General features: G+C 71.1%; 20 protein-coding genes. 13 read left to right on the forward strand and 7 right to left on the reverse strand.

Features of this window, described 5'->3' with window-relative positions; translation table 11 throughout:
- The first annotated feature begins 145 nt into the window (after positions 1-145).
- A complete protein-coding gene (folP, locus tag Q3W68_RS05035) occupies positions 146-1,015 on the forward strand; it encodes a dihydropteroate synthase (protein WP_302904302.1) in 870 nt (289 codons plus the stop codon).
- A gap of 31 nt (positions 1,016-1,046) precedes the next feature.
- Here folP and Q3W68_RS05040 read toward each other — a convergent pair whose 3' ends face one another.
- Positions 1,047-1,424 (reverse strand): NADH-quinone oxidoreductase subunit A, encoded by a 378-nt coding sequence (locus tag Q3W68_RS05040; protein ID WP_013473888.1) that lies wholly within the window; start codon positions 1,422-1,424, stop codon positions 1,047-1,049.
- 124 nt (positions 1,425-1,548) lie between these two features.
- Between Q3W68_RS05040 and Q3W68_RS05045 the strand changes: the two genes are divergently transcribed.
- From Q3W68_RS05045 to Q3W68_RS05055, 3 genes are all read left to right on the forward strand, one after another.
- The gene (locus Q3W68_RS05045) at positions 1,549-2,961 is read left to right on the forward strand and encodes a hypothetical protein (RefSeq protein ID WP_302904303.1); all 1,413 of its coding nucleotides are present in this window, start codon (positions 1,549-1,551) and stop codon (positions 2,959-2,961) included.
- A gap of 196 nt (positions 2,962-3,157) precedes the next feature.
- On the forward strand, positions 3,158-5,005 hold the full coding sequence (locus tag Q3W68_RS05050; protein ID WP_302904304.1) for a 2-oxoacid:acceptor oxidoreductase subunit alpha: 1,848 nt from the start codon (positions 3,158-3,160) through the stop codon (positions 5,003-5,005).
- Entirely contained in the window at positions 4,998-6,032 is a 1,035-nt protein-coding gene (locus Q3W68_RS05055; protein WP_302904305.1) for a 2-oxoacid:ferredoxin oxidoreductase subunit beta, read from the forward strand. The genes Q3W68_RS05050 and Q3W68_RS05055 overlap by 8 nt, the downstream gene beginning before the upstream one ends.
- A 78-nt stretch (positions 6,033-6,110) precedes the next feature.
- Here the strand turns inward: Q3W68_RS05055 and Q3W68_RS05060 are convergent, their stop codons facing one another.
- Positions 6,111-6,758 carry an FMN-dependent NADH-azoreductase gene (locus Q3W68_RS05060; protein ID WP_302904306.1) on the reverse strand — a complete coding sequence of 216 codons (648 nt, stop codon included), beginning with the start codon at positions 6,756-6,758 and terminating at the stop codon, positions 6,111-6,113.
- Between the two features lie 86 nt (positions 6,759-6,844).
- Here Q3W68_RS05060 and Q3W68_RS05065 point away from each other — a divergent pair, with 86 nt between their 5' ends.
- A complete protein-coding gene (locus Q3W68_RS05065; protein ID WP_302904307.1) occupies positions 6,845-7,327 on the forward strand; it encodes a MarR family winged helix-turn-helix transcriptional regulator in 483 nt (160 codons plus the stop codon).
- A gap of 25 nt (positions 7,328-7,352) precedes the next feature.
- Here the strand turns inward: Q3W68_RS05065 and Q3W68_RS05070 are convergent, their stop codons facing one another.
- Positions 7,353-8,366 (reverse strand): TrkA family potassium uptake protein, encoded by a 1,014-nt coding sequence (locus tag Q3W68_RS05070; protein WP_302904308.1) that lies wholly within the window; start codon positions 8,364-8,366, stop codon positions 7,353-7,355.
- 154 nt (positions 8,367-8,520) lie between these two features.
- Here Q3W68_RS05070 and Q3W68_RS05075 point away from each other — a divergent pair, with 154 nt between their 5' ends.
- The gene (locus Q3W68_RS05075) at positions 8,521-9,162 is read left to right on the forward strand and encodes a helix-turn-helix domain-containing protein (RefSeq protein WP_302904309.1); all 642 of its coding nucleotides are present in this window, start codon (positions 8,521-8,523) and stop codon (positions 9,160-9,162) included.
- 126 nt (positions 9,163-9,288) lie between these two features.
- Positions 9,289-9,879, forward strand: a complete 591-nt coding sequence (locus Q3W68_RS05080; RefSeq protein ID WP_194798752.1) for an ATP-dependent Clp protease proteolytic subunit — start codon at positions 9,289-9,291, stop codon at positions 9,877-9,879.
- A 46-nt stretch (positions 9,880-9,925) separates the two neighbouring features.
- Here Q3W68_RS05080 and Q3W68_RS05085 read toward each other — a convergent pair whose 3' ends face one another.
- Positions 9,926-11,713 (reverse strand): adenylyl cyclase, encoded by a 1,788-nt coding sequence (locus tag Q3W68_RS05085; RefSeq protein ID WP_302904311.1) that lies wholly within the window; start codon positions 11,711-11,713, stop codon positions 9,926-9,928.
- Positions 11,714-11,833: 120 nt separating this feature from the next.
- Complete coding sequence (locus tag Q3W68_RS05090) at positions 11,834-12,610, reverse strand: HAD-IIB family hydrolase (RefSeq protein WP_302904312.1); 777 nt, start codon at positions 12,608-12,610, stop codon at positions 11,834-11,836.
- Positions 12,611-12,839: 229 nt separating this feature from the next.
- On the opposite strand from Q3W68_RS05090, the gene Q3W68_RS05095 reads away from it, so the two are divergent.
- From Q3W68_RS05095 to Q3W68_RS05105, 3 genes are all read left to right on the forward strand, one after another.
- Entirely contained in the window at positions 12,840-13,925 is a 1,086-nt protein-coding gene (locus tag Q3W68_RS05095) for a family 43 glycosylhydrolase (RefSeq protein ID WP_302904313.1), read from the forward strand.
- Positions 13,926-14,223: 298 nt separating this feature from the next.
- On the forward strand, positions 14,224-14,397 hold the full coding sequence (locus Q3W68_RS05100; RefSeq protein WP_013283846.1) for a hypothetical protein: 174 nt from the start codon (positions 14,224-14,226) through the stop codon (positions 14,395-14,397).
- Positions 14,398-14,471: 74 nt separating this feature from the next.
- Positions 14,472-15,134 carry a DUF6882 domain-containing protein gene (locus Q3W68_RS05105; RefSeq protein ID WP_302904314.1) on the forward strand — a complete coding sequence of 221 codons (663 nt, stop codon included), beginning with the start codon at positions 14,472-14,474 and terminating at the stop codon, positions 15,132-15,134.
- Positions 15,135-15,237: 103 nt separating this feature from the next.
- Here Q3W68_RS05105 and Q3W68_RS05110 read toward each other — a convergent pair whose 3' ends face one another.
- Positions 15,238-15,651 (reverse strand): hypothetical protein, encoded by a 414-nt coding sequence (locus tag Q3W68_RS05110; protein ID WP_302904315.1) that lies wholly within the window; start codon positions 15,649-15,651, stop codon positions 15,238-15,240.
- 246 nt (positions 15,652-15,897) lie between these two features.
- Between Q3W68_RS05110 and Q3W68_RS05115 the strand changes: the two genes are divergently transcribed.
- Both Q3W68_RS05115 and Q3W68_RS05120 read left to right on the forward strand, forming a co-directional pair.
- Positions 15,898-16,143 carry a hypothetical protein gene (locus Q3W68_RS05115; protein WP_302904316.1) on the forward strand — a complete coding sequence of 82 codons (246 nt, stop codon included), beginning with the start codon at positions 15,898-15,900 and terminating at the stop codon, positions 16,141-16,143.
- 236 nt (positions 16,144-16,379) lie between these two features.
- The gene (locus Q3W68_RS05120) at positions 16,380-16,748 is read left to right on the forward strand and encodes a hypothetical protein (protein ID WP_302904317.1); all 369 of its coding nucleotides are present in this window, start codon (positions 16,380-16,382) and stop codon (positions 16,746-16,748) included.
- Positions 16,749-17,170: 422 nt separating this feature from the next.
- On the opposite strand, the gene Q3W68_RS05125 is transcribed toward Q3W68_RS05120, so the two are convergent.
- Positions 17,171-17,308: a hypothetical protein gene (locus Q3W68_RS05125; protein WP_302904318.1), complete on the reverse strand. Its 138-nt coding sequence runs from the start codon at positions 17,306-17,308 to the stop codon at positions 17,171-17,173.
- 196 nt (positions 17,309-17,504) lie between these two features.
- On the opposite strand from Q3W68_RS05125, the gene Q3W68_RS05130 reads away from it, so the two are divergent.
- Complete coding sequence (locus Q3W68_RS05130; protein WP_302904319.1) at positions 17,505-17,981, forward strand: hypothetical protein; 477 nt, start codon at positions 17,505-17,507, stop codon at positions 17,979-17,981.
- Positions 17,982-18,303 lie beyond the last annotated feature (322 nt).

Consider the following 18,303-nt stretch of genomic DNA (forward strand, 5'->3'; position numbering starts at 1 on the left):
TCGTGGCATGCGGGCCGGGATCGGGCGAGCCCTCCACGACGTCCGGTCGGTAAATGCGTCCGGCGCACGGGACCGGCACGGGCGGCGCGGGCGGGACCGGATAGCGTCGGACCGGCCGGTGCGGTCCGGCGGCGAGGAGGCGGGCATGACCGGGGCGTTGCGGCTGGGCGGACGGACGTTCGGCCCCGGTGAGCTGGTGGTGATGGCCATCGTGAACCGCACGCCGGATTCGTTCTTCGACCGGGGCGCCACCTTCGCCCAGGACAGCGCGTTGCGCGCGGTGGAACGCGCGGTGAACGAGGGCGCCGAGATCATCGACATCGGCGGGGTGAAGGCCGGGCCGGGCGACGAGGTGGACGTGGCCGAGGAGATCCGGCGGACGGTGGACACCATCGCGGCGGTCCGGTCCGCCTTCCCCGACGTGGTGGTCTCCATCGACACCTGGCGTGCCGAGGTGGCCGTGGAAGCGGTCGCGGCCGGCGCGGACCTGCTCAACGACACCTGGTCGGGGGCGGACCCGGCGCTGGCCCGGGTCGCCGCGGCGACCGGCGCCGGGCTGGTCTGCTCGCACGCGGGCGGGCTCGCCCCGCGTACCCGGCCGCACCGGGCCGCCTTCGACGACGTGGTGGCCGACGTGCTCGGCACCGTCACCGGGCTGGCCGAACGCGCGGTCGAGCTGGGTGTGCGCCGGGACGGCATCCTGATCGACCCGGCGCACGACTTCGGCAAGAACACCCGGCACTCGCTGGAGATCACCCGGCGGCTGGCGGAGCTGACCGGCACCGGCTGGCCGCTGCTGGTGGCGCTGTCGAACAAGGACTTCATCGGCGAGACGCTCGACCTGCCGGTGCCCGAGCGCCTGGAGGGGACGCTCGCCGCCACAGCGGTCTCGGCCTGGCTGGGCGCCCGGGTGTTCCGCGCCCACCAGGTCCGCGAGACCCGACGGGTACTGGACATGGTGGCGTCGATCCGGGGCGACCGGCCGCCCGCGGCGACCCGGCGCGGGCTGGCCTAGCGGGCCGAGGCCCGAGCGGCCGGGCCGCCGGTCAGGTCCAGCGCAGGACGCCGCGCCGCCAGGCGTAGAGGATGCCGAGCGCGACGATCGCCACGAAGACGCCCATCTCCACGACTGTGGTGGCGCCGAAGCCGGGCCGGTCGAAGACCAGCGCCCAGGGGAACAGGAAGACCGCCTCGACCGCGAAGAGCACGTAGAGATACGCGTAGACGTAGTAACGGATCTGCATCTGGGCCCAGTCGCCGCCGACCGGGTCGAGACCGCACTCGTAGGTGGCCCGCTTGCCCCACGGCTCGGCCGGCCGACTCGGACGTAACACCCGGTTCGCGGAGAACGCCGTCACGAAGAAGAGCACGGCGGCGAGAAGCAGCAGACCGAGCGTGGCGTACGAGCCGAGATATCCGGTCACGACCGGAGCGTACCGGTCCCGTCCAGACGTCCCGGACACGTTACGAATTTGTTTCCTCGCAGGACTAGTGCTTGATGGCAAGTATCACCGAATAATGGGATCTCGTTGATCGTCCGGAGGACAGATGGCCCGCCCCCGCGTTGCGCCCGTTCGGCGGGTCGCGCTCCGCCGTACCCTCGCGCTGCTGGCGCCCGCGCTCGTCGCGGCGCTGGTGGCGGTGGCGCCGGCCGGGGCCGTCGCACACCCGGGGCCGGCCGCCGCACTCCGGGTGATCGAGCCGGTGGAGCCGGGCGGCGACCCCGGCGGCGAGCCGACCGAGCCCGCGCCCACCGGCGAGCCCACGACCACGGCGACGGCCCCGCCGCCCACCGAGCCGCCGCCGCCCCCGACCGAACCCCCGGCACCGGTCACCACCCCGCCGGCCCCGCCGCCCACGAGCGCGCCCGCCGAACCCGCGCCGACCACCGCCGCGCCGGCCACCACGGCACCGGCGCCCCCGCCGGTCGTGCCGCCGGTCAAGACCCCGCCGCCACCGCCGGCGCAGCCGGCCGGCGGGCCCCTGGGGGTACGCGTCAACACCGAGGACGTGGTCCTCACGCCGGCCTACTGGAACGCCGACGCCACGGTGGCCACGCTGCGGGTGACTGTGACGAACACCGGCGGGCGGGCGGAGCGGATCAGCCTGGGCTACACGCTGCCGCCCGGGCTGACCGACGCGGGCACCCCGGGCTGCGAGCCGGCCGGCGGCGGCAACCACAGCTGCGTCGGGTGGGACGCGGAGCCGGGCGCCCGGTTCAGCGCGACCATCCGGGTCCGGGTCGACGGCGACGCCTGGCGGACCATGCCGCTGGCCGGATCGGTCCAGGTCACCGCCGTCGCGCCCGGTGTGACGGGCGCGGCGTACGACGACGAGGGCTTCGCGGTGCTGTTCCCGCCCGGGCCGCCGGTCCCCGGCATCTCGCTGCGCGCGGACGAGGTGCTGTTCGACATCAGCGGCGCGCCCAGCACGCTCACCGTCCGGCTCGGCAACACCGGCAAGGTCGACGCCGCGGGCCGGATCGAGGTGCTCCTGCCCGAAGGGGTGACCGTGGCCGGCACCGAGAGCGGCTGCGCCCCGGCCTCCCCCGACCGGACCCGCTGCGAACTGGGCACGCTGGCGGCCGGGCGGACCGCGACCGTACGGCTGACGCTCGCCGCCTCGGCGGAGGCCCAGCGGCGGGCGCCCCTGTCCGGCGCGGTGATCGGCCGGCTGGATCCGCGTAGCGGGCGGGACCGGCAGGTGCAGATGAGCTTCCGGATCAGCGCGGCGGCGGCGGACACCGTCCCGCCCGGCGGGGCGCCGGCCCCGACCGGCTCGCAGGGCGTGCTCGTGGCCGCCGGCGAACGGGACAGCGACGGCACCTCGGTCCGGGGGACGGCCATCGCGTTGATCGCCGTGTCCGGTCTCCTGGTCGTTCTCGCGCTGACGCTGGCCACCCGTTCGCTGCGCCGCCGCAGCGACATCACGGTGCCGGAGCGCCCGATCACCGACCGGTGATCATGGATATGTGGTGATCTGGGTTACGGGCGCAGGTACTAAACGCTGCAAAGCAGGGCATACAGCGGCCCGATCCAGTCCCATACGTCGGACCTCGACCAAGGCAGCCCTAACGTGGCGACGTAGGCTCTGACGTGAGAATCGGAGCGGGCCGGGCCGGCGAGGGCGACGGCGCTCAGTTAAGCGAGGTGCGGGCGTGACCAAGCAGATCCGTCAGCTGGACCGGGTGGTCATCCGGTTCGCCGGTGACTCCGGCGACGGCATGCAGCTCACCGGCGACCGGTTCACCTCGGAGACGGCGCAACTGGGCAACGACATCTCGACGTTGCCCAACTTCCCCGCCGAGATCCGCGCTCCCGCCGGCACCCTGCCCGGCGTGTCGAGCTTCCAGGTGCACTTCGCCGACTACGACATCCTGACGCCGGGTGACGCGCCGAACGTGCTGGTGGCGATGAACCCGGCCGCGCTGAAGGCCAACCTTGCCGACCTGCCGCGTGGGGCGGACATCATCGTCAACACCGACGAGTTCACCCGGCGCAACCTGGCCAAGGTCGGCTACGCGGCCAGCCCGCTCGACGACGACTCGCTCGCCGGGTACGCGGTGCACCCGGTGGCGCTCACCTCGATGACCATCGGCGCGCTGGCCGAGCTCGACGTGTCCAAGAAGGACGCCGAGCGGGCCAAGAACATGTTCGCGCTCGGGCTGCTGAGCTGGATGTACTCCCGCCCCTACGAGTCCACGCTGCGCTTCCTGGAGCGCAAGTTCGCGGCCCGTCCCGAGCTGGTGGCGGCGAACGTGGCCGCGTTCCGGGCCGGCTGGAACTTCGGCGAGACCACCGAGGACTTCTCCGTCCGGTACGAGGTCAAGCCCGCCAAGATGCTGCCAGGCACCTACCGGAACATCACCGGCAACGCGGCGCTGTCGCTGGGCCTGGTGGCCGCCGGGGTGCGTTCCGGGCTGCCGGTGTTCCTCGGCGCGTATCCGATCACGCCGGCCTCGGACATCCTGCACGAGCTGAGCAAGCACAAGAAGTTCGGCGTGGTCACCATGCAGGCCGAGGACGAGATCGCCGCGGTCGGCGCGGCGCTGGGCGCCTCGTACGGCGGCGCGCTCGGCATCACCACCACCAGCGGCCCGGGCGTGGCGCTCAAGAGCGAGACGATCTCCCTGGCGGTGGCGCTGGAGCTGCCGCTGGTCATCGTCGACGTGCAGCGGGCCGGGCCCTCGACAGGTATGCCCACCAAGACCGAGCAGGCCGACCTGAACATGGCGCTGTACGGCCGGCACGGCGAGGCGCCGGTCGCGGTGATCGCACCGAAGTCGCCGTCGGACTGCTTCCACGCGGCGCTGGAGGCGGCCCGGATCGCGCTCACCTACCGCACTCCGGTGATCCTGCTGTCGGACAACTACGTCGCCAACGGCTCCGAGCCGTGGCTGCTGCCGGACGTGGAGTCGCTGCCCGACCTGCGGGTCGAGTTCGCCACGCAGCCCAACGGCGAGGACGGCACCACGTTCCTGCCGTACCTGCGGGATCCGCAGACGCTGGCCCGCCCGTGGGCGGTGCCCGGCACGCCGGGCCTGGAGCACCGGATCGGCGGCCTGGAGAAGGCCGACAAGACGGGCGACATCTCGTACGACCCGGCCAACCACGACTTCATGGTGCGGACCCGGGCGGCCCGCATCGAGACCATCCCGGTGCCGGCCGTCGAGGTGGAGGACCCGGACGGCGACGCCCGGGTGCTGGTGCTCGGCTGGGGCTCGACGTACGGGCCGATCGGGGCTGCCTGCCGTGGCCTGCGCCAGCGCGGGCTCTCGGTGGCCCAGGCGCACCTGCGGCACCTGGCCCCGATGCCGGCGAACCTCGGCGAGGTGCTGGGCCGCTACGACAAGGTGGTCGTGCCGGAGATGAACCTCGGCCAGCTCGCCCACGTGATCCGGGCGAAGTACCTGGTCGACGCGATCGGCTACAACCAGGTCCGCGGCCTGCCGTTCACCGCCGCGGAGCTGGAGACGATGCTGGAAGAGGTCCTGAAGAATGTCTGAGCCCGTCGCCCTCAAGCTCACCGCCAAGGACTTCAAGTCCGACCAGGAGGTGCGCTGGTGCCCCGGTTGCGGCGACTACGCCATCCTGGCGGCCGTGCAGGGCTTCATGCCGGAGCTGAACATCCCCCGGGAGAACATCGTCTTCGTCTCGGGCATCGGCTGCTCGTCGCGCTTCCCGTACTACATGAACACGTACGGCATGCACTCGATCCACGGCCGCGCCCCGGCGATCGCCACCGGCCTGTCGGTGTCCCGGCCGGACCTGTCGGTCTGGGTGGTCACCGGTGACGGCGACGCGCTCTCCATCGGCGGCAACCACCTGATCCACGCGCTGCGCCGCAACGTGAACCTGAAGATCCTGCTGTTCAACAACCGGATCTACGGGCTGACCAAGGGCCAGTACTCGCCGACCTCCGAGGTCGGCAAGATCACCAAGTCGACTCCGGTCGGCTCGGCGGACGCCCCCTTCAACCCGCTGTCGCTGGCGCTCGGCGCCGAGGCCACGTTCGTGGCCCGGACGATCGACTCGGACCGCAAGCACCTCCAGTCGGTGCTGCGGGCCGCCGCCCAGCACGAGGGTTCCGCGTTCGTGGAGATCTACCAGAACTGCAACATCTTCAACGACGGCGCGTTCGACCCGCTGAAGGAGCCGGCCACCCGGGACGACTTCCTGATCCGGCTGGAGCACGGGCAGCCGATCACGTTCGGCAAGGACGGGCAGTTCTGCGTCGTCCACCCGCCTGGTGGCTTCGGGCTGGAGGTTCGGGAGACCGCGAACACGCCGGCCGAGGAGATCGTCGTGCACGACGCGGGCGTGGCCGACCCGGCGTACGCGTTCGCGCTGTCCCGGCTGCCCGGGCTGGACCTGAGCAACACCCCGATCGGGGTGTTCCGGTCGGTGGACCGCCCCTCGTACGACAGCGTGGTGCAGGAGCAGGTCGCGGCGGCCCGGGCCACTGTCGACCAGACCCCGGAGCAGCAGCTCGCGGCGCTGCTCGGCAGCGGCGACACCTGGACGATCCTCTGATCCGCCGCTGACCCGTACGCCGAAGGGCGGGCCGTTCCCCCGCGGAACGGCCCGCCCTTCGCGTGTGATCCGGCCCGGTCAGGCGGCCGCCGGGGCGGGCACCCACAGCTCGTCGACGGCTCGCTCGGCCGCGGCGAGGCTCTGCTCGAACAGCGGGATCAGCTCGGCCATCGCCGGGTTGACCGGGGCCAGGGTCAGCTCGGCACAGATGAACCGCGGCTCCAGCCCGGTCAGGGAGAGGCCGTGCGGCAGCCACGGCTCGGCGTGGTCCCAGCCCTCCCGCGGGGTGCCCGGGCCGTACCCGCCGCCGCGGCTGACCAGGACGACGAACTGGCGGTCACCGAGCAGCCCGGCGTTCGTGACCGGGTCGTACGCGACGCCGGGGGCGATCAGGTGGTCGACCCAGGACTTCACGCTGCTGGGCGGGCCGTAGTTGTAGAGCGGGAGCCCGAGCAGGACCGTGTCGGCCTGCTTCACCTCGGCCACCACCTCCTGGGTCAGCTGCCATGACGCCTGCTGCTCGGGGGTGTGCTGATCCGGCGGCACCATGCGCGCGAGGCCGCTCGCGGTGTTCAGGTGCGGCAGCGGGTTCTGACCCAGGTCGCGGTAGGTGACGGTGCCGTCCGGGTGGGCGGCGCGCCAGGCGGCGGCGGCGCGGGCGGTGAGCCGCCGGCTGATCGACCGCTCCCCGGTGATGCTGGAGTCGATGTGCAGTAGGTGTGCCATTGGTAATTCCTCCTCCGATGATCGTTCGTGTAGAACCAACTATTTATAGCAGGTCGATGTTCCTCGGAGCGCGTAAACTGGGTCACATGTCCGCCACCCCGGTCGAGGAGTCCGAGCGCCGCTCCGGGCCCCTGCTCGACCACCTGGCCCGGCGGATGCGGCTGCGCTCGGAGTCCGTGCTGGCCCCGCTGGGGCTGCGCCCCCGCCACCTGGTGGCGCTCACAGTGCTGCGCGACGCCGGCGGTATCAGCCAGCAGGCGCTGGCCGGCACGCTCCAGATCGACAGCACGAACGTGGTCGGGCTGCTGAACGACCTGGAGGCGGACGGCCTGGCCGAGCGCCGCCGCTCCCCGGAGGACCGCCGCCGGCACGAGGTACGCCTCACCGAGGCGGGCACGAAGCGCCTGCGCGAGGCCGAGTGCGCGCTCGCCGGCGCGGAGGAGGAGGTCCTCGGCGCGCTGGCGCCGGGCGAGCGGGACCTGCTCTACGACCTGCTGCGACGGGCCACCCAGGGCCGGTCGTCGACCTGCGGCGAAGTGATCGCCGAGGGCGACCCGGACGCCTGCTGACCGCGTGCGGCCCGGCCGGGCCGGGTCAGATCGCTGTGGTGGCCTGCGGCCGGTCGTCCCGCACGTGGACGAGCATGTCGCCGGTCTCGATCACCGCGCCCGCACGGTCGTTGAGCGTGACCACCTTGCCCCGGCGGACCAGCGCGATGACGAGCGACTCCAGCTCACGCGGCGAGCGGCCCACCTCGTCGCGCTCGGCCGACCGCATGGCCAGCGCCATGCCCTGGCCCGGGGTGAGCAGGTCCTCCACCACGTCGATCAGGGGCGGGGCCGAGGTGGACAGGCCGAGCAGCCGCCCGGCCGTGGCCGACGAGACGATCACGTGGTGCGCCCCGCTCTGCTTGAGCAGCGGCGCGTTCTCCGCCTCCCGGACCGCCGCGATGATGCGTACCTGACCGGCGGTGAGCTGCCGGACCGTGAGCGCCACCAGCACCGAGGCGTCGTCGCTGTCGGTCGCGATGATGACCGCCTTGGCGGTACGCACGTGCGCCTGCTCCAGCACCGACGAGCGGGTCGCCGACCCCTCGATCGTCACCAGCCCGTTGGACGTGGCCTGCCGCAGCGCCGGCCCGCTCCGCTCGACCACCACGATCTTGGACTTGTCCGTGCCGTTCTCCAGCAGGGCGGAGACCGCACTGCGGCCCTTGGTGCCGTAGCCGCAGATGATGACGTGGTCCTTCACGGTTCTCCTCCACCGCGACAGGCGACGGCCGGTGCGGTACTGCTCGGTCAGGACTTCCAGGGTGGTGCCGACCAGGATGATCAGGAACAGCACCCGGGCGGGGGTGATGAACAGGACGTTCGCCAGGCGCGCCGACGAACTGACCGGGGTGATGTCGCCGTACCCGGTGGTGGAGAGCGAGACCACCACGTAGTAGAAGCAGTCGAGCAGGGTCAGGCCGCTCTCGTCCACGTCGCGGTAGCCGTCGCGGTCCAGCCAGACCACCGCCACGGTGGCGAAGACCAGGCCGAGGGCGGCGAGCAGGCGCAGACTCAGCGCGCTCAGCGGCCCCCGCCGTTGCGCGGGAAAATGGATCACCGTCGGTCCTGCTCCGCCACCTGCACGCCCACAAGATAACGGGTACGCCGGGATCCGGCCCGCCGGGTGACGATCGGAACCCGCCGGGGCCGCTGCCGGCGACGTGGACAGGGCATGATGGGGACGTCGGGACGGCGACCGCGAGGAGGCCGGCATGTCGTTGCTGCGACGCGTGATCGGCGGGGTGCTCCGGCGCATCCGCCTGCGCCAGGGCCGCACGCTGCGCGAGGTGGCCCAGGCCGCCGGCGTGTCCCTGCCCTACCTCTCCGAGGTCGAACGCGGGCGCAAGGAGGCCTCCTCCGAGGTGCTGGCCGCGATCTGCCGCGCGCTCGGGATCCACCTCGCCGACCTGCTCGAAGAGGCCCGCGACGAGCTGCGCCGGGAGCGCCCGACCCCGGTCGGCCCCGGCATCTCGGCGGCCCGGTTCGAGCGGGTCCCGTCCGCCCGCACCGGGCCACACCTGCGGGTCGGCCCGCCCCGGCTGTCCGTCACGCGCCGCCCGGCCGTGTCACCCCGGCCGCCGGTGACCCGCCGGCCCGCCGTCTCGCTCCGGCCGCATGTCGCCCGTCGCCCGGTCACCGCCATGCCGCTACTGGGCGGCGTGCTGCGGCCCGTGGACCTCGGACCCGCGCCGCTCGGGCCGGCCCTCGACGCCGCCACGCCGATCGGGTTCGCCGGCGGCATCCGGATCTGGCCGACCCCCTCCGCCCCGGCCGCCCGCCCCCGTCCGCGTACCTCAGTCACCGTCGCCCGGCGGCGGGCCCGCACCGGCCGGCGGCGGGCGGTCGCCGCGTAGCTTCTGCCCAGGGCGAATCTGCCCCGGGCAGAAAGCCTGGGCCGCGCGGGTGCCCCCGGCGGACGCTGGAGACCGCCGGGTTCCCGGGCGGTCCCCCGCCCACCGGCGGCACGGAGGTGGGCGGCGATGAGTGGCATCTGGATGCTCGACGAGGGGCAGCCGGCGTTCGGCGACCGGGTCTTCGAACGGCTGCTGAAGGAACGGATCATCTTCCTCGGCACCGAGGTCACCGACGCGTCGGCAAACCAGATCTGCGCGCAGATCCTGCTCCTCGCGGCCGAGGACGCCGAGCGCGACATCTTCCTCTACATCAACTCGCCCGGCGGCTCGGTCAGCGCCGGCATGGCCGTCTACGACACCATGCGGTACGTCAAGAACGACGTGGCGACGCTGGCGCTCGGGATGGCCGGGTCGATGGGGCAGTTCCTGCTCTGCGCCGGCGCGGCCGGCAAGCGGTTCGCGTTGCCGCACTCGCGGATCATGATGCACCAGCCGTCCGGCGGGATGGGCGGCACCGCAGCGGACATCACCATCCAGGCCGAGAACATGCTGCACGTGAAGCGCACCATGCAGGAGCTGATCGCCCGGCACAGCGGGCGGACGCTGGAGGAGATCCAGCGCGACTGGGACCGCGACCGCTGGTTCACCGCCGAGCAGGCCCGCGAGTACGGCCTCGTCGACCAGGTGCTCACCCGCGTCGACCAGCTCGCGGCGTGAGCGGGCGCGGCCCGGCCGGTCCCGCACCGGCCGGGCCGCCCTCGCGTCAGGGGTAGCTGATCACCGTGCTGGTGCCGTACGACCCGACGACAGGCGTGCCAATCTCGTTGATCGTGCGCTCGATACCGCCGCTGCCGTCCAGGAACACGGTGATCGCGTCGTGGAACCGCACCCCGGCCCGGCGCGGCGCCTCGATCCCCCGGTCGCAGCGGATGTCCACGCCCTGGTTGAAGTACGAGTACACGCCCAGTCCCCACGCCTCGTGCGTGCGGACGTGGTCGGCCACCTTGTACGAGGCCCAGCCGTTGCCGGTCGGGCTGCGCCAGGCCGCCTGGCTCGGCGGGTCGTAGGGCAGCTCGCTCTGGTAGAACACGGTCCGGCCGCGATCGCCGTTCCAGATCGTCTGCCAGCGCTGGTAGTGCTCGACGAACAGCCCGTACGCGGTCACGTCGTCGCCGTTGACGACCACGCCGGTGGCGGCCGTGTTCACGGTCCAGCCGATCGTGCCGGCCCGGCCGTGGTCGCCGCGCCAGGCCCAGATGTTGTCGATGAGCGTGTGCCGGCTGTTGACCACCAGGCTGGTCACCGCCCGCCCGGCGTACGGGCCGCCGATGCGGAAGAAGACGTCCTGGAGCGAGATCGGGTTCGTGGCGTGCGACCGGTGGCAGTGCCGCGTACCGACCTCGACCAGCACCGGCGACTCGACCGGCCCGGCGTCCACGAGCACCCCGGCGATGCGGACCCCGTCCACGTCCTCGATCCGCAGCGCCGCGTCCCCGCGGTCCGGCACCAGGCTCGGCATGCCGAGACCGAGCACGACGGTGTCCGGACGGCGTACCCGCAGGGCCCGGTCGAGGTGGTAGACGCCGGGGGTGAGCAGCAGGTGCCGGCCCCGGGCCAGTTCGGCGTTGATCCGCTTGGCCGAGTCGGTGGGCCGGGCGAGGTAGAACGCGGACAGCGGCAGCGACGGCACCGGCGCGCCGCCGGTGGCCCAGGTGGTGCCGGCGGTGTCGCGACGCAGGCGCGGTACCGCCACCCGCCAGGCGCCCCGGGCGTCGACGAACAGGTACGGCTTCTCCCGGGTCACCGGGCTGGTGGGCAGCGTGGTGTACGGCGGGTCGGGGAAGCCCTGCGCGGGTGCGCCGATCACGCCGGAGAAGACCTGGTTCCACACGCCGTTTGTCCACTCGCCGCCGAGTTCGCTGTCCCGGGTGAGCCACTGCTGCTGGGAGCCGTTGATGGTGATGCCGTCCACCTTGGAGTCGGCGATGTAGCCGCCGCTGGAGTAGCCGCCGTTGCCGGGTTCCAGCCACAGCACGCCCTTGACGTGCACGCGCCGCATCGGTGACGCCTGGGAGACGGCCCATTGGTTCGACCAGTCGGTCGGGGTGATCGCGAGGTTCTCCGCCGAGCGCCAGAAGTTGGTGAGCGCGGAGATGCCGGCGGGCGAGTTCGGGTCCGGCTGCCCGACCACCCGTACCGCGCCGTGGATCTCCACGTCGTCCGGGTGCGCGCCGAGACCGGCGACTGTCGTGTAGTAGCCGAGCCGGGCGTCCACCTCGTAGCGGCCGGGCTTGAACAGCACGGCGTACCTGTCGAAGCCCATCTCGTTGCGTTCCTGGGCGGTGAACAGCCGGTCCAGCGTGGACTGGATCTCCTCGACCGGCGTGCTGGGGTCGTACACGAAGACGTTGGGGCCGAAGTCGGGCTCGCGGGCGGGGCGCGCGGCCGGGGACGCGGCTGCTGCGCCGGCCGGGAGACCGAGGGCGGTGAGCGAGGCCGCGGAGGCGGTGAGCGTGAGGAAACGGCGGCGGGAGGGGTCGGGTGATCGCATCTGCCTGCCTGTTCGGTGATGGGACGGGAGAGCGCTCTCTCGGCTGTTCCTACCTCATCACCGTCGATACCGCCAGAGCCCGCCGGTTCCGGAACCGGCGGGCTCTGGGTCGGGCTCTGCTCAGGCGCGCTCGGCGCGCTGCTTCACCAGGTCGTCGACGAGCTTCTCGACGTAGTCGGCGGTCTCCTCCCAGCGGGTGACCGCGACGCAGCGGATGCCCATCGCCTTGACCGGGTAGTCGTTGCCGCCCACGTCCAGGCGGTCACCCACGAAGAGCACGTTGTCGATCTTGAGGTCCAGGTGTTCCAGCAGCTTCCGCATGCCGTACGCCTTGTCCACGCCCTTGCGGGTCACGTCGATCGAGGTCGAGCCGCCGCCGCGGACCTCCAGGTCGGGCAGCTTCGCCGCGACCGCGTCCCGCAGCCGCCGTTTCTTGTCGCCGTCCGGATCCCAGCCGTACTTCTCGGCCGGCGGGGCGGACTGGCCCAGCGCGGAGAACGTGATCTGACTGCCCCGGTCCTCGATGATGTCGCCCCAGGTCTTCGCCTCCCAGAGGCCCAGCGCCTGCGCCGACTCGGTGAGCGCGGTGACGACGCGGGCCTTGTCGGCCTCGCTCAGGTCCTCCGCGTAGACCTGCCGCCAGTCCCCGTCGGACCAGCGGTAGTAGCGGGTGCCGCAGGTCGGCATCAGGTGCAGCCGGTCGCGCTGCTCCTCGGTGAGGTCGAGGTGGGCGAGCACCTGCGACTGGAACTGCTCGAACCGGCCACCGGAGATGACCAGTACGTCCACCTCGGTGAGCAGGTGGCCGAGCAACTCCGCCATCCGACGATCGATCTGGGACTTGGAAATCGCCAGGGTGTCGTCGAGATCGAACGCCACCACTCGAAGATCGTTCACGAATACCTCATGTCGTCGCGGACAGGCCAGGATCTGCCAGGGTACCGACGGGTCCTGGCACCGGCCTGAGGGCCCGGCGGGTGACACGCCCCCTCGACGGAGGGTAACGCGGCCAGGCCTCCGGGCGGCCCCGCTTCCCGCTCGCGGCGTCAGCGCTCCCCCGTTGACGGGATCGCCGACCGTCGATAGCGTTCGGCCGATAATTACTTTCATCAATGGAGGAGTGCCGGTGAGATTCCTTCGAACGCGCGGAGGGCTCGTCACCCTCGTCGCGACCGCCCTGGTAGCCACCACGGCAGCGTCGGCGCCCGCCGCCGCCGAGCCCGCCGAGGACATTTCCGCGCTGGCGAGCTCGTCGACCTTCCCGCTGGCCGACCCGGACACCCTGCTGGCGAAGGACGGCTCCTACGTCACATACGGCACCACGGTCGGCGCCGGGACCGGCGCGCGCTGCGGCGCGACCGGCAGGCTGTACGTACCGGTGCTCGTCCACGGCTCCGGCAACAGCGTGGGCATGGCGAACTGCGCCTCGCACGACGCCCTGCCGTCCGGTCCGGGCGCCTGGGCCGAGCCCGGCGGCGCGGTCTGGGCACCGGGCGTCGCCCGCTTCGGCAGCCGGTTCTTCATGTTCTACACCGCCTCCCGCAAGGGCACCGGCCAGAAGTGCATCGGACGCGCCGTCTCCGACAGCGCCCGCGGCCCCTTCCAGAACCAGGGCGAATGGGCCTGCCCGGACGCCGGCCGGTGGGCGCTAGACGCCAACCCCTTCGTGGCGGGCGGGAACCTGTACGTGACCTACCGGGACGACGCCATCGCCTCCGGCGCCGAGACCGGCATCTCCACCGTCCGCACCGACGCCGAGGGCCGCGCGATCTGGGACACCCGCCGGGACATGCTCAAGAGCACCGACATCACCTGGGACACCGCCAAGACCAGCGGCGGTACGCACGTGGTCGAGAACCCGTCGATGTGGAAGGCCGCCGACGGGGACTGGTATCTCATGTACTCGGGCAACAACTGGGACAGCGCGCGCTACGCCACCGGCATCGCCCGCTGCGGCGCCAGTCCCCTGCCCGGCTCCCGCTGCACCCCCATTCGCGAAGGCGTGTCGCGCCCCTTCTTCGGCTACACCGGCAGCGCCGGACTCAACCCGATCAGCGGCCTGCCCGGCAACCACCAGGGCCCCGGCGGGATGGACGTCTTCGCCACCGCCGACGGCAGCGAGCGCGTGGTGTGGCACTGGTGGAACGGCTCCAGCCGCTTTCCGATGACCGGCGTCCTGACCCGCCCGTCCACCGGCTTCCTCGTCTCGTAGTCCGCCGGCTCCACCGGGCCTGACCACACGCCTGCTCACCATGTGCTCTTGGGTGGTCACGCTCGGTTGAACTGCTTCACGGAAAATTGCATTTGGCAAGAGATGGCACCGAAATTTTCTCGATGCGATGCATCTGCTTGTCAGGTACCCGACAGTGAATTGCCCACTCTTGTGCTAGCTGTCCGCCGGGAGGATGCTCGAACCGTCGAACGGCACTGCGTCGCCTCACACAGAGGGCGGCGCCCGGCTGCCACCGGACGCCGCATTCGACTCCACCGCTGCAACGGAAGGAGTCACGTTGACTGTAATCCCTCACGGGTCAGACTTCGAGACACCAGAGGACGAGGACGAAACCGTTGCCGAGCCGACCGACCGGCACCGGCTCATCCTGGCGTACATCAAGACGCTCAGTCCGATCATCGCCGCCGTCGTCGCCTGCATCGGGACGCTGGTGGCAGCGCTGGTCCGCTGACCCGCCGGCCCCGCGCTCCGGCTCCGGCCGGACGCGGGGCCGTCCCGTCCGGAAAGGTCTGGCACACTGCGGCGATGCCGACGTTTGATCGACTTTTCGCCGAACATGTCGGCACCGCCCTGGCCCGTCAGCTGGCGCTGGCCGACCTGCTCGGCGAACGGGACTGGCAGCTCGACGTGCGCGACGGCATCGTGACGTTCGGAACCGACCTGCGGTACCGCGTCCAGCTCCTCGGCACCGAGAGCCACGACGACGGCACCTGGCTGTGGGCATGGGCCAACGCGGCCAGCAACCTGCCACCGGCGGTGCTGCACCTGGCCGGCTGGCTGCGCGAATACGGGCACCGCCAAGGGGTCGCCGAACTCACCGAGCCCACGTTCCCGCTCCAGCGCGCCGACGGCCACCGCCTCGCCCTGCTCGCATCCGGTCTGACCGGCCGCTGCTACTACCGCGGGCCGTACGACGGCGGTGCCGTCTTCTTCCACCTCGACGACGCACCGCCGCAGATCACCGCGCCGGTCCAGCCCGAGCGGGCGCTCACCGTCCTGACGCAGGTGCTTCAGTCCTTCCCGGTGGAACACCGCGTCGCCGTCGAAGCGTTCCTGCACCAGCAGGGATGGCGGTTGGATCGGGCGCCGATGTCGGTGACCGCGCAGGATCGGGGCGGCTCGGTGCTGCGCGTCGACTTCGACCCGATGGGCCGGGTCAGCAACATGTCGGGAACGGTCAGCCCGTAGGCGGGATCTGGTGCCCCCGGCAGGATTCGAACCTGCGACACACGGTTTAGGAAGGCAACTGAGGCAGGCTCGTGTGTGCCCTTGACCTGGACGTCCGCTTCGGTCACGTGCCGGACGAATCAAGATCATTGCACGTACTCTGCACGGCCCCCGAACCGGCGTCTTCGACTGCTGCGTCCGCCCGACCTGCCGTACTCGGGTCCGTAAGCCAGCGATGGTCGTAGCCGAGGTGATCCCAGCGAGAACGCATCCAGCCCTGCTTCCGGGCAGAGGAGGTACGCCACAGGTACCTCAAGCTGTCGCTCACCAAATGCCGCCGCTCCGGAGCGACACAACCGGGTAACCCATGGCACAAGTCGGCGAGTTCGTTGATCTGCTTACGCCGCTTCAGCACGGTCTCCAGCGACTGGTCGTCGTCTACCGGAGCCGTGTAGAACCGGATCTCCAGGAAGGCCAGGTGCAGGAGCTGCAAGACGGCCTGCTCTGTAACTACCTGCGGCGGCTCGACGATCGTCACCGGACGATTCTCTCCCGGGCCGCTGACGGGTTGACATGTATGCAGTCGTCTTTCGGCAGATCGTCTGGGACGCCGGCTGCTGGCATGCAGCTGGCACGGCTGCGCATTGGCGGGCGGTCGTCCGGCGGCATACGGATCACCGCTCCGCCCTCGGCGGTGCTCGGGGATCCCGCGATCGTCACAGCCTTGCGAGAGTGCCTCGGAGGGCCACTGCGGGCCTTTTGACAGGTAAGCAATCATCCGCTGATGGATCTCAACGACACCGGCGCGGTGAAGAGCCGCGAGGATCTGGCGGCCTACGTTCGGGCGCTCGCCGAGGAGTCGGCTACGCCTCCGGACTACTGGGAGAACCTCGACCTGCCCCGGTACCTCGAAGCCGCGTCCCGCTGGATCGGCAGCATGGATGGCTGGGCACGCAACCAGGGCCGAGAGCTGCCTGAGCAGCCCACCTGGTCGCTGGTAGCAGACATCCTTCGGGCTGCCTGCATCTAGGAGTAGTCGAGCCCCGAGATCGACCCGTGCCGCAGCCAGCCCCGCCGGCCGATGCCGGCCGGAGGCCGCCAGCAGGCGGGCGCGGCTGGCTGCGGTGCGCCGCGCTTGCGCGGCGCCTTGATTTACAAGAGAGGGTTTCGGCAATCGTGCAGCTACAGCAGCTACAGCAGTCTTCAGTCACCGAGAGGCCGGAAGTCCTCGTCGATTGGCACCGGGGCGACACGGAGGCGCGGGAGGTGCCGATCCCGCCGGAACTGGTGGCGATCCTTCGGGCGCACATCGACCGCTTCGGCGTCGGCGCCGACGGGCGCCTGTTCCGCAGCGAGCGGGGCAACGTGGTGTCGTCGTCGACGCACTCCCGCGTCTGGGAAGAGGCGCGGACGCTGAGCCTGGCCCCGGACCGGGTCGCGTCTCCCCTGGCCGGGCGTCCCTACCACCTGCGGCACGCCGGGGTGTCGCTCTGGCTGAACGCCGGGCTGCCGGCGCCCGAGGTCGCACAGCGGGCCGGGCACTCGGTCGACGTGCTGCTCAAGGTGTACGCGAAGTGCCTCGACGGGGACAGCAGCAGGATGAACGAGCGGATCGAGGCGGCGTTGAGCCGATGATGATCACCGCTGGGATGCGAGGGGCCGTGGCGACGCTGCGGCCCCTCCGCGTTGTAGCGATCCTGAGCTGGGGAAACAAGGCCGCTCAAGCGTCCAAGATCATTGCACGAATCTTGTACGGAGGGCTGCAAACGGCGGCTCCGGGTGGCATTCGACTGCACAGGTCGACCGATCGACGCGGGAGCGTATCCGCTGCTCAGATGACGTTTTGGCTGATCTTCGAGGTGCCCCCGGCAGGATTCGAACCTGCGACACACGGTTTAGGAAGGCAATTGCGCCTGCCGGGCGCTCGGGCTTCCTAGCAGGGCAGACACACGCTGCTCCCCGGCCTTACGGTTGATCATTCCGCGCATGTTCCGGATCTTGCCGTCTGTGTCTTATTCGTACACGACCGCCGCCGCGAGCGCCTGGGCAAGGAACACTCAGTCACCCTGGGCAGGAAGCTCCTGCCCGAAGTTGCGGTACCAGCCTGGCGCGGCGGCGATCCACGCGGACAGCGCGTCGAGGAACCGGTCCAGCGTCTGGTTCTTCCACTCCGTACCAGAGGCCTTCGGGGCCATCGGGTCCGGCCCGGCAAGCCGGGTTTGGTATAGAACTTCCCGTTCTGCACTCAGCCCTAGCCGCTGAGTCCAGTCTCGACCGAGAGGCAGTGGGTGCGTACAAGGTCAAGTAGACTCTCCCCGGAAGCTAGTAGCGGTACTCGATCCCTTGGATTGGGCGCGGGCTATAGCGACAACGATCAACGGGAGGAACCACGTGACCATGACGATACTTCGCCACAGCAAGTTGGCGAAGGTTGGTGCTTCAGCTCTAGCGGCCGCAGCGGCTTCCCTAACCTTCGCAGCGCCAGCCCAGGCGGCCTACCCCACTACCCCCTACTACGTTCTCGCCCCCACCGCCTACCAAGATGACGCCGGCGGCACCGTCACCTGGTATAACCGATCCGTTGGCATCCAGGGATATGTCCAGACATCGACTCTGATTCCCGACGACAATGTCAACCACACTACGGTGTACTTCGAGGTCTATGACGGAAAGAGCGTCAAGATGACCTCGACTACCCGGACCGCGTCCGGCCAGAACAACAGTGCGCGGCTTGACTACAACTTCAGCATCGGCGACCCAGACGGGTTGAAGGCAGTGATGCGGGTACGAGTCACCGTCTGCGCCGTCCGCGATGATGGCTCACAGGATTGCTCCCGTCCCACAAGCTTCCCCCGGGAATACGCGTAGGTAATTAGCTCACTGGGACTCCGGTCCCACCATCCCGTCTGCCGTCGACCCGCCCTCCTGGGGAGCGGGCCGCCGCCCGGCCCGCCATGTAAAGCGGACATTGACACAGGTTCGGACGTTGGCGGGTCGGGCGGTGGCCTGCTTGGCTCGCCCGGGTCGATGGCAGGCGGGATGGCCTACCGCCACCCCCACGGACAGTGACACGCCGGCGGAGCCCGGCCATCCTGGAGCCGGAGTGCCCCCGCCGGAGGCGCAGTAACCGCAACCCCGCGACCGCCGTCAGCTCGCCGACGCGGCCGGCGTGCGCTCCCCTACGCCGGGC

Origin of the sequence: Micromonospora sp. C28ISP2-4 (genome assembly GCF_030519385.1) — a bacterium.
Lineage (GTDB): Bacteria > Actinomycetota > Actinomycetes > Mycobacteriales > Micromonosporaceae > Micromonospora > Micromonospora tulbaghiae.